Origin of the sequence: Nostoc sp. CALU 1950, assembly GCF_051172895.1 — a bacterium.
Taxonomy (GTDB): domain Bacteria; phylum Cyanobacteriota; class Cyanobacteriia; order Cyanobacteriales; family Nostocaceae; genus Nostoc; species Nostoc edaphicum_A.
The window spans coordinates 1-10,771 of the sequence record NZ_JBDNJQ010000226.1; the positions used below are offsets into that span (position 1 = coordinate 1).

Annotated in this window: 7 protein-coding genes and 1 pseudogene; 2 read left to right on the forward strand and 6 right to left on the reverse strand. The window is 36.2% G+C overall.

What is annotated here, in order from left to right; all coding sequences use genetic code 11:
* Positions 1-62: 62 nt before the first annotated feature.
* From ABF638_RS34640 to ABF638_RS34665, 6 genes and pseudogenes are all read right to left on the reverse strand, one after another.
* The gene (locus ABF638_RS34640; protein WP_435027328.1) at positions 63-2,906 is read right to left on the reverse strand and encodes an NACHT domain-containing protein; all 2,844 of its coding nucleotides are present in this window, start codon (positions 2,904-2,906) and stop codon (positions 63-65) included.
* 132 nt (positions 2,907-3,038) lie between these two features.
* Positions 3,039-4,139, reverse strand: a complete 1,101-nt coding sequence (locus ABF638_RS34645) for a hypothetical protein (RefSeq protein WP_435027329.1) — start codon at positions 4,137-4,139, stop codon at positions 3,039-3,041.
* Between the two features lie 1,261 nt (positions 4,140-5,400).
* Entirely contained in the window at positions 5,401-5,586 is a 186-nt protein-coding gene (locus ABF638_RS34650) for a TRADD-N-associated membrane domain-containing protein (RefSeq protein WP_435027330.1), read from the reverse strand.
* A gap of 550 nt (positions 5,587-6,136) precedes the next feature.
* Positions 6,137-6,570 (reverse strand): annotated as a pseudogene (locus ABF638_RS34655) (hypothetical protein); the annotation flags it as partial.
* Positions 6,571-6,818: 248 nt separating this feature from the next.
* Positions 6,819-6,995, reverse strand: a complete 177-nt coding sequence (locus tag ABF638_RS34660; RefSeq protein WP_435027331.1) for a hypothetical protein — start codon at positions 6,993-6,995, stop codon at positions 6,819-6,821.
* Positions 6,996-7,552: 557 nt separating this feature from the next.
* Positions 7,553-7,708, reverse strand: coding sequence for a hypothetical protein (locus tag ABF638_RS34665; RefSeq protein ID WP_435027332.1), 156 nt, complete (start codon positions 7,706-7,708; stop codon positions 7,553-7,555).
* 77 nt (positions 7,709-7,785) lie between these two features.
* Between ABF638_RS34665 and ABF638_RS34670 the strand changes: the two genes are divergently transcribed.
* Positions 7,786-9,126 carry an ATP-binding protein gene (locus tag ABF638_RS34670; RefSeq protein WP_335202381.1) on the forward strand — a complete coding sequence of 447 codons (1,341 nt, stop codon included), beginning with the start codon at positions 7,786-7,788 and terminating at the stop codon, positions 9,124-9,126.
* Between the two features lie 44 nt (positions 9,127-9,170).
* On the forward strand, positions 9,171-10,771 hold a 1,601-nt coding region (locus ABF638_RS34675), incomplete at its 3' end, for a tetratricopeptide repeat protein (protein WP_435027333.1).

Sequence of the window (10,771 nt, forward strand, 5' to 3'; positions counted from 1 at the left end):
TGTTTTTGTTTATTTGTCAAGTATTTTTTATACCAAATTAGATGAGCTTACCCTGCATCCAATTAGTCATCAATTTGAGCATAACTAATTTGATGAAATTCTCTCAAATTTAGCATGTCATTACTGTCAGTTTCTTGACTGCGACGTGCATAGTGTCTGTTCAAACAAGCCTGATTATAATCGTAAATTTGTACTGCTCCTACCGATAGTTCGTCTTCTTGTGGTCTAGGTTTTTCTTTAAAAGAATTTTCCAAATCTGTCAGAAAATTGGGAATGGATTTTTCAATTTCTGGTGGTAACTCAGCAAGATAAAGAAATGAAACTGCACGTAACAGTGCTGGTTGTTTGCGGTCAATAGCACAGTTGAACAAGATTTTTGAAATCTCAATATCTCTTCCTTGATTTTCTTCTGCATAAAAATTTTTTGCTTCCCGAAAGAAATTTTTCAAATACTTAACTGTTTCACTTGTATAGGCTTTAAATTTTTGCACTTCCAATTCATGCGAAACCTGATTAACTAACTCTTGTGGAGTTAAGGCAATTCTTTTCTCATTTAGTGCAGTTTCAAACTCTTCAACCACTTTTAAAGTAGCAACAGCACTATCTATTTTGATAAAAATCTCTCTGAGATGCGCTTTTAATTTGGGATCTAGATATTCCTCTTCTTTAAGTTTATCTAATACATCACATGCTCGACCGACTACACCTACTTCATAATTTTCTTTATTTTCGACGATTTTGAGCAGAATTGATATAGTTGCAGTAGACAAATGATATTTAGTAAGCTTGTTGGAAAAGTGTAATTGCATCAGCAACAAAACAAAAATTGTCCTTCTTTTAAATTTTTCAAATTTTTTCCATTCATGAGTTTCCCTGGCTAATTTTCGACTTTCTTTTTCTAGTTTTTCTAGGAATTCAAGGAGTTTTATTTCAGTTTCTTTACCCGAACATTCTCCAAGAGCATATTGCAAAGCATATGCTCGCCAAGTTTTGTCATAGTTAACTTCACCATTAGATTGGGTTAATTGCTGAAAAACTTTTTTAAGTAGTATTCTATTCTGTTTTTCATCACCACTCTCTTCGCCATCATCTTCAGACGATGCCTGAATAAATTGAAATATGCGGAAGAAAAATTTCGCAGTTTCGTCATAGTCAGTTTTGAGAAAAATATTCATCAAGAAAGCATAAAAATCTTTACGTGGCTCCCAATCTAAAACTCCTGGTCTTCTGAGCAAATCTTTAATAATCATACTCATTGACTCAGCTGTATCAAACATACTATCCAGTTCATCTGGCTCATATTGTTCGACGAATTCCTTTAAATCATGATTAACTAATTCTGGTTGACGATGAATAATAGAAGTAATTAAAATTGCTCGTTTCCATACTTCAACTCGCTTCCAAACTTTATAGTTACTATCATTGAATAGCCACGAGGAACGGTTTCGCAACTCGGTTAATCGGTGGGCTGCTAAGTGAGTTAAATGAGGTTCGTTAATTGTAAACTTATCCTTACCTTCTAATCTCATAATAAATGGAAGGCGTTCTAGCATTAACCCTGCAATGCGTTTAGCACGCATTTCTGGAGTTTCACCTTCAGGCTCCACAGGCATATTAAGTACCCATTGCTCAATTTCCGCGGTATCTATCGGACGTTCTTTTTCAATAATTTCTAATGCCCATTTACTCAATTTTGACCAAATTTGATTTTTAGAAATATCAGTACCTGGAAAATTTACAGAGCTTTGTAATGATTTACCTATGCTACGAGCTTCGGGCCATCGAATGATATTTAGTTCCAGGCTTTGATGTTCAAGTTGCACATCTGTTGTACCTGGAGGAGAACCTTCAAGAATAAGCAAGGCTGCAAGTACTAGGTGTAGTGGGTTACGTAAAAACTCTCCTTTTTTAGGGTATTTGTAGTGGACATTTTCCAGAAAGTTAACACATTCTTCTAAACTTCTTTTTTCTATATCTGTGTCCTGAGCTAATGATATATATAGTTTTTTAACTAGCTCTTGTTGTTCTTCAGAGGTAAGAGGGCTAAGTTCACAGACAACTTTATTTTTAATTTCATTTAAAAATGAATCTTTGGGAGTACGATATTTGTCCGGACGAGTTGTTAGGATAAAAGCACATTTTTCATACTGAAGTATTAAAGTTTCTAAATCCTTAAGAACTTCATGGCGACGCGTTTCATTTGGTATTTCATCCAACGCATCTAATAGAAAAATTACTTCTCCTCGTTTGCATGCTTGTAGAAAAAACTCCTGATCAAGCCCTGTACCAGAATAGTTATGATAGTCTACTATTGCTGCCAAAATCGGATGCCCAAAGCGCTTAACTGCGTCTTTTGTAGGGGCCTCATTATATTGAATAAGTGGGAATATAATTGGTATTTTGGTTCCGAGGTAGTACGTTGTATTATGTTCTGCATCATACCCTTGTGAATCTGCAATCCATCGAATTAAGAAGGTTTTACCACTTCCAGCAGTTCCTTGCAAAACAATTGGACCTGTCTCGGCTAATTTTGGTAAATCTGCAAGCTTGATATTCACTTTGCTAAGTGAATTTGTGTGATTAAAGATTTTGACTCCCCGATCAACAAATGCATCGCGTGCCGATATCGATGTAGTCGTAATATGTGGTAGTAGCAGCCAAGGAGATATGCTACCGCGATGAATTCTTTGTAGTCGTAAAAAAAGTTTTGCCTCTGTAGTGTAAATCAGCGCTTTTCCGCGTTCAGCTAAACTCAAAAGCTTTTGTTGAGCCGCCTCTGGAATTTTCTTAGTTTCACCTTTTTCCCATCGGCTAACTGTTTTCATCGCAACTCCCAATTGTTCTGCTAATTGTTGTTGCGTTAGCCCTAATTGTTCGCGGATTTTGAGAATTTCAGTATCTTTCATGCGATAAAAATAGCGTAAATATATGGCACATTAGCAAGGTATTTAAAATTACTTTATTGTGAGGCAGATTGTGCTGTTAGTTGTTTTTTTCGATGTTGAATTTTAATTAATTAAGCCCTATTTATTCTACCTTTATTTAGTGCATGGACAGCCACTCACTGTGTTACGAACTATATCCTTCTTGGTTTCAATGGGAAAATTAGCAACCCGGTCTCCAGCTATAATTTCACCAGTATTGCTTAAAACTTTTGTGTGTGGGCAGATAATGTCGAGGTGGTATTGTGTAAACGGTGTCAATCCAAAGCCCCAGTGCAATACCCCATAGTCCGCACCATAAACTTCATTCATTGCGGCATTTCCTGTCCATAATTTGAGTGCTGTGTTGATACCAAATCCGACTTCCCAAATAAACCGATATCTCGAATCTATACTGAATAAACGCTCAAGCGTGAATTTGGCGGATGCAACGGATGGGTGAGTCGCATGTAATTTTCTAATCACGCCGTTTTCAATGGTGGCGACAACCGCATGGTCTTTCAGCACTGATAGTTCATTATAAATACATGCTTGTTCTTCACGCTGACAGAAATGCTTTCCAGAATGCAGAATTGGATAACCCCAAAATGCTACTTGTCCATTGATCCTCAAGTTGCGTTCTGTACTAAATTCTCCGTGGGTCAATGGCAACACGCTCAGTTCTCCAGATGGAACAATTTGCTGCTGACCCCAATCAAGTGAACCCCCTTGTTCAAACCATTCGTATTCATCATCAAAGTGTAAAAAACTGGCTGAAGTTTGGTAACGCATATCAACAATGCTTAAATATTCTGACTGCTCAAGGATGTCGAAGAAGCGGTTAGCAAACATTCTTTGAGCATCAGGATCAGTTCTTTCCATGACATCAAGAAAATGTTTAATTGCTGGTAGCGAAGTTGGAGTGGAATTGACTGCCATAATTGCCAGTTTTCGACAACCAAGTTGGTGCGGCTCTACTGAAGTTATGAAATGTTCTGGACAAATGACCAAAACATGTGCTGGTTCATCAGTTTGCTCAATGACTTCGATGAAATTAACTCCTGTGTAAGTCAAAATCTGACTTGATTTATATGAATTATCTTGCTCAATAACAAAAGCATCAATTAAATTAGCTTCCGTGACAAGATAAAAGTTGCATTCTTGTACAGCACCAAACTGAAGATATTTGTGGGGACGAATCGCTATTTTATTTTTCATTATGTACTTCCTTATGCTTCGTATTTGTTAATTAGGTTAGAATATTTAATTTGTAGTCGATTGTGACAATTTAATTCCAGCAGTCAAAATTAAGATAAGCTAATAAAGTAATTTTCCACCCACCTTTGCACATTAAATGTAGCAAAGAAAACATACTACTCGCATAAATTATTTAATTATTATAATTAATTGATGAATTACTCATAAAAACCTTTTACATATCCTTCTTTTTTCACTGTGCTAAAATCAAGAATAAAAACCAAATGCTCAAACTATGAATTATTCAAAGTTTGAGCTTTATTTGATGACAAAAACCAAACAAATAAACTAAGTGTAAAAACTAAAACTCTGTAAAGCTTTCAGTTCTTACATTCTCCTAAAGTAACAAAATAAAGCTATTTTATTCCTCCTTTATTCGATAGAGTTATTTAGCTCATTTAGAGAAGAAGTAAGGAAGTAAGTACAGGGCAAACCTATTTAAATTACCCTTTCTTCCAACTAACGTTAAGAACTAACGGAAAATTAGCATTTTTCGTTTGGTTTAGTTTCCAAGACTCAAAGCGATCACTTAAACCTTTAGCAAGAAGCAAGGGTTAATGAGATTTTTTTTGAATCTATTGAGAATAGACTGCTTTTATTGACAATTTTTGAAAAACTTTAGGCATCCGCAGCAAAGCGTCAGATTTACCCAACAAGTGCGCCAGTATACTGAGTATTTATGTTTCTTTTGATACGTTTTTTCATTTGGTTATCTTCATGCTGATTATTTAGACAGATCATAGTGCTTGAAACCTTAGTAGAGTTAGAATCCATTTATATGTCCTCTATGTTGTTAGGTAGGAATTGGACAGGCAAATTTCAGTATATCCTAACTAAGTTTAAATTATATAAAATTAGTTAGAAGTTAGTTAATGCAAAGGTAAAGCAGAAAAAGCAACTAACCAAGTTCAGAAGATTATATAAAGTTAGTTACAAAGGCTACTGTTTTGATAAGTATCTGACATATTTAAAAAATTAATACTTGTATGTCTTACCGATCTAGTTCGATTTGAAAAGTAAAAAGGCAAAGGAATTGTTCACTAACCCTTTTGCCCATTCAATATCTTTATTCAGCTTGATGGGCTAATATTTACGTTGTTCTGGGTACAGTGCTTTGATACTCTCGTTTAGCTCCTCCAATTTTTCGCTTGATTGTTTTACCAGTTGCCAGTTTGGTAAAAAATGTTGTGGAAATTAGTTCTGTAGCTGCGGTGCCAGTTCATTAGGTGCTTTTTCCGTAAATGAGAAGAACTGAACCAATTGCGCTGCTCCCAATCGAAGCGGTAAGTGTAACAAACGAGAGGTTAAATATCTGCCGCGCTTGACGCAGATGTTCTTGAAAAACATCTGATTTCATTTTAATATAGAGATCAAAGTGATTGTTATCAGGTAGTGGTCTATTTGGCATAGTATTGATTGAGTAGATAGGGAACTTGAGGAAAAAGGTTGTTTAGCTGCTGCCTAGAAGGTAAGAGAAGCAGACACATAATTTTGTGGAATGATGCGATAAGAAGAGTTAGGAGACTGTTGATTGTTTCTACTAAGTATAAAAACTTATCCGACTAATAAGATTTGTGCTAAAAACCTTAAGCTTATTGAGAACTAAAAATGAAAAATCAAGCTTTTCAAGCACATTTTATTAAAATTAGTAGGTATTTTTAGAATAGTGGAATAAGTTTAAGTAATAATAGAAATTCTTAAAAATTGGCAAGTTTCTACTTAATTCTCCATCGACTGCCTCCTTTTTCATGTTTGATTTTGACTCGACATCCTTAGAGGTTGTTTGAAAAGGGTCAGCTTGAGCCTCAAGTGGAACTCAGGGGTACCATCTCAAATCCCAAAACTCCTATTCTCTCGTAGCAGCTTCTCAGTAGCTAGGGTAGTGAAACACACGCTGGAAGACTTTTCAAACATCCTCTTAAGGGTTCAGCCGGGATACGAATACCGTTGGCGAATTCTTAAAATATCTCAACTGAACGGGTTAGTTCAGTAATGAAACGATTGAGAGCTTTTTGAGCAGTTTTGTATCCTGGGGGTTGCTTACCTAACTTGAGTTCAGACAAAACACGGTCACGTAAAATTTCAAGTTCTGCAACGATTGGCAGACCAACAGACTGTTGTGTGATAACAATATTATATTTTTGATCAAACTTCTTCTCTAATACTCGGTTGAGGTTCGCTTTATGGTAAAGTCCGAGCTAAAATCTCTGATTCTTTCCATGTAAGACTCATTCCATGTAAGACTCAGTAAATTGTTATGTCTTACGATGTGTTCTAAATAGTCAACCCTGGTCAAGCCTAAGCATTCAGAGGCTTAACCAATAGTTTTCCAGGTTTCATCAGTTAATCTCAATGAACGAACTAGACGATAATCTTCATCCTGATAGAAGAATCCAAACTCATCGCGTAGCCACATATAGAGATTACTTTAGGAAATGCTGCTTATGCTACACGCACCGTTTGTTCAGGGACAGGAAGAATTTCTTCAGGGTATAGACACACATACTCGTCTCCACAGCTATTTCTTTTAGTTTATTGATAATTTAAGCAGCTAACTCAGTTTTATCTTTTACTATGTAATACAAGGAAAAGCACATCCCTTTATCCATGTAGTACACTATTAATCTTGTAGTTTTTATGTTAAGCAATATTTCGCCAACGGTATCGATAGCGTAAACTAATGTGTCCACCCAGTTCCACAATAGTCTCATATTTTCCTCGCTTGCTGGAAGTAACAAATTCGCCATGCTGTGTTAACGACAACATTTCAATCAAGCGGAAACTGATGAGCGAAAACAGGGGTGGTAGCTCATGCATGCAGGACGGACTTAAAAAACTATGTTGGGTATTTTCTGTTGACTTTGTAACCAATAATTCATTTTTAACACTTAGATAAATTTTATCTGTATTTGAAGCAGCAAAAGATTTAGTGGAGTTAGAGGGGCACATCTTAAGGGTTCTCCGTAAGTTTGCTTATACTTATGACTCCTAACATTAGCCTGATGTGATAGTTGGCAAACCGATGTACCGCTTACATCAAAACGATTTACACACCAGCAAGGTTTTGAGTATGTCTTCTTATGGTACATAGAATAAATGAGACTGTCAAGCTTTCTGTCTTATGCCTGTCTTATATAAAGTAGACATTAAAAAACAAATTCAGGTAAGCATAAAACAATGTACATGTCCTTGTGATCTAAGCAAAAAAATCAACTATTAAAGTTTTATGTCTTATAATGTCTGATAGTTATGAGACAAAATGTATTGTACATGGTTGCATTGCTGCTCAACCTTGACCTTGATGAGTACCTGTTTGAGTTGACTGGGTAGAAGGAACCCCTCAATGCCCGCTGATATAGCAACTGCCATACTGGTTAGGACAAGTCTTCTATGGATAGCTGTGACAGCAACTCTCTTATGATTTGCTTATGTCCTAAGCTGTCTGACCACTGCTGTACTTCTCGGTATTGGATGACGACTAAAACTAGCCAGTAGTCCCGCTTACTCTTGGTCAACCAAACAGGGTCCATTGACTTTTTCAAGAACCATATGACATCACAAGACAGTTGTTAAAATCATCCATATCAAGATCAAGAGACTTTAACCTATGACGCAAGAATTTGCACTTTTAAAGCGGATATACAATGTTTTCGACCCATTTCGACCCTTACCTGCTGGCGATCCCAAATATGTAGATTGTCAGGCTGTGCGGGGAGATGGCAACATCCTGGTAGAAATAGGTAGAGAGATTTTGTTGTCAGATAGAATGACTTGTCAACTTTATGCGGGTCATCGCGGTGCAGGAAAGTCAACAGAATTGCTGCGGTTGCAAAAATATTTAGATGAGGAAGGCTGCTTTGTGGTTTATTTTGCTGCCGATGAAGCAGATATTGAGCCAGAAGATGCCCAATATACAGATATTCTCTTAGCTTGTACACGACACTTATTAGAAGCGTTAAAAGATAATGCTTCTCCAGCCAGTTTGTTGAAATGGTTAAACAACCGCTGGCAAGATTTAAAAGATTTGGCACTGACGGAAGTATCCCTAGATAAATTAACCATAGAAGCGCAAATCTCCCAATTTGCCAAAATCACAGCAAATTTACGAGCCGAACCTAGCCAACGCCAAAAAATTCGCGAGCGAGTCAACCCCCATACAATAACTTTAATTGAAGCGTTAAATGATTTTATTAAAGATGCAAAAAATCACTTACCTTCAGGATATTCTCAACTAGTATTAATTGCTGACAACTTAGATCGGATTGTCCCTATCACTCAAGAAGATGGACGTAGCAATCATGAGCATATTTTTCTAGACCGCAGCGAACAACTCCAGGCTTTAGATTGCCATCTAGTTTACACCGTACCTATTTCTTTACTTTATTCGAATCGAGCAGTAGATATAGCAAATATCTATGGAAATGCTCAGGTATTGCCAATGATTATGGTGCAAACTCCTGAAAATCAAAGCTACCAAAAGGGAATAAATAAAGTTATGGAAGTCCTGCAAAAACGGCTGATTTCTATAGATACTAGCTTATCTATTGTGGATATGTTTGAGCAAAGGGAGGCGTTAGAGCAACTATGCCTGATGAGTGGTGGTCATGTGCGAAATTTGTTATTATTAATGAAGGAAGCAATTAAATACACTAACGCCAAAACGATTAGTAATAGAGCCTTACAGCGGTCAATTAGCGAGTTGCGAAATACTTATAGAAATACTGTCTTTGCTAATGAATGGGAGGCACTGGCTAAAGTATATCATTCTAAACAGATAGAAAATGAACCACTGTATCGAGGATTATTATTTAATCGTTGTATTTTAGAATACCGTTATTTAGATAATCAGGGAAATAGCAAAGTTTGGTATGATATTCATCCTCTCATTAAAGGAATTAAAGAATTCCAAGATATTTACAATCTCTTGTACCCATCCGAAGATAAGTAACTGTGTCATCACCCGCTAAGAGTTAGTATTATCTGACTACAATTATGGTATTAAAACTGACTAATTGGGATAATAATTTCGCAGTAAAGGGAGACGAGGAATACCAAGCCTTAGTCCGTACTCTTAACTTTATAGAAGGTTTTGGCTTATTATTTGTCCGTTGTTCTCCAGCCGAAGGTGAGCGGATAATTACCAAAGTGAAGGAAGATATTAAGGATAAAAGTATAGAAGTTTTACGATTAGATAAATCTGTTAACAATTTATACGAAATAATTGAGAAATTAAATAATAAAGAAAGCATAAACTTTTTATTTGTTACAGGGTTACATTCTTCATTTTATGAATATGAAGAATGTAAAATCTTGAATGGTTGGAATAGTAAGGATATTTATTCATATAGTTGGAAGGGTGTGCCACCTGTTCTAATTAACCTCAATCAGCAGAGGGAAAGTTTTAGAGATAACTTTAATATTTGTTTTGTGTTTTTACTACCTCAATTTGCTATTAAGTATTTTATCCAACGCGCTCCTGACTTTTTTGATTGGCGTTCTGGAATGTTTGAATTTCCCATAGATCCAGAAACTCTAAAGCAAGAAACATCACGGATATTCCCGGCAGGAGACTATGAAAAATATACTACTTTAACAGCAGAAGAAAGGAATAGAGAAATAATAACAATTCAAGAACTAATTGTAGAAGACCATCAAACAGTTAGTCTCAAAAGTAAATTAATGTTGGAACTGGGAAATTTACATTTTATTGAGCAAGATTATAAAGGAGCAATTTACGCTTATAATGAAGCGATAAAAATTAAAAATACTTTTTGCGAAGCTTGGCATAATCGGGGCAGTGCATTATTAATTTTAGGACAGTATGAAGAAGCGCTCGCATCCTTCGACCATGCACTTAAAATTCAACCTGATTTCGACGAATCTTGGGACAATAGGGGCACTATATTATTAATTTTAGGACGATATGAAGAAGCGATTGCCTCATATGACCAGGCGCTGAAAATTCAACCTGATGATTACGAACTCTGGAATAATAGGGGCAATGCACTGTTTAATTTAGGACGGTATGAGAAAGCAATTGCATCCTATGACCAAGCACTGAAAATTCAACCTGATAAATACGAAGCTTGGAACAATCGGGGCATTGCACTGTTTAATTTAGAACAGTATAAAAAAGCGATTGCCTCTTATGATCAAGCGCTGAAAATTCAACCTGATGATTACGAACTCTGGAATAATAGGGGTAATGCGCTGTTTAATTTAGGACGGTATGAGAAAGCAATTGCATCCTATGACCAAGCACTGAGAATTCAACCCGATAAATACGAAGCTTGGAACAATCGGGGCAATGCACTGTTTAATTTAGAACAGTATGAAGAAACGGTCGCATCCTTCGACCAAGTACTGAGAATTCAACCTGATAATTACAAAGTTTGGAACAATCGGGGCAATGCACTGTTTAATTTAGAACAGTATAAAGAAGCAGTCGCATCCTATGACCAAGCACTGAGAATTCAACCTGATAATCATGAAGCTTGGAACAATCGGGGCAATGCACTGTTTAATTTAGAACAGTATAAAGAAGCGGTCGCATCCTTCGACCAAGCGCTGAAAATTCAACCTGATAATCATGA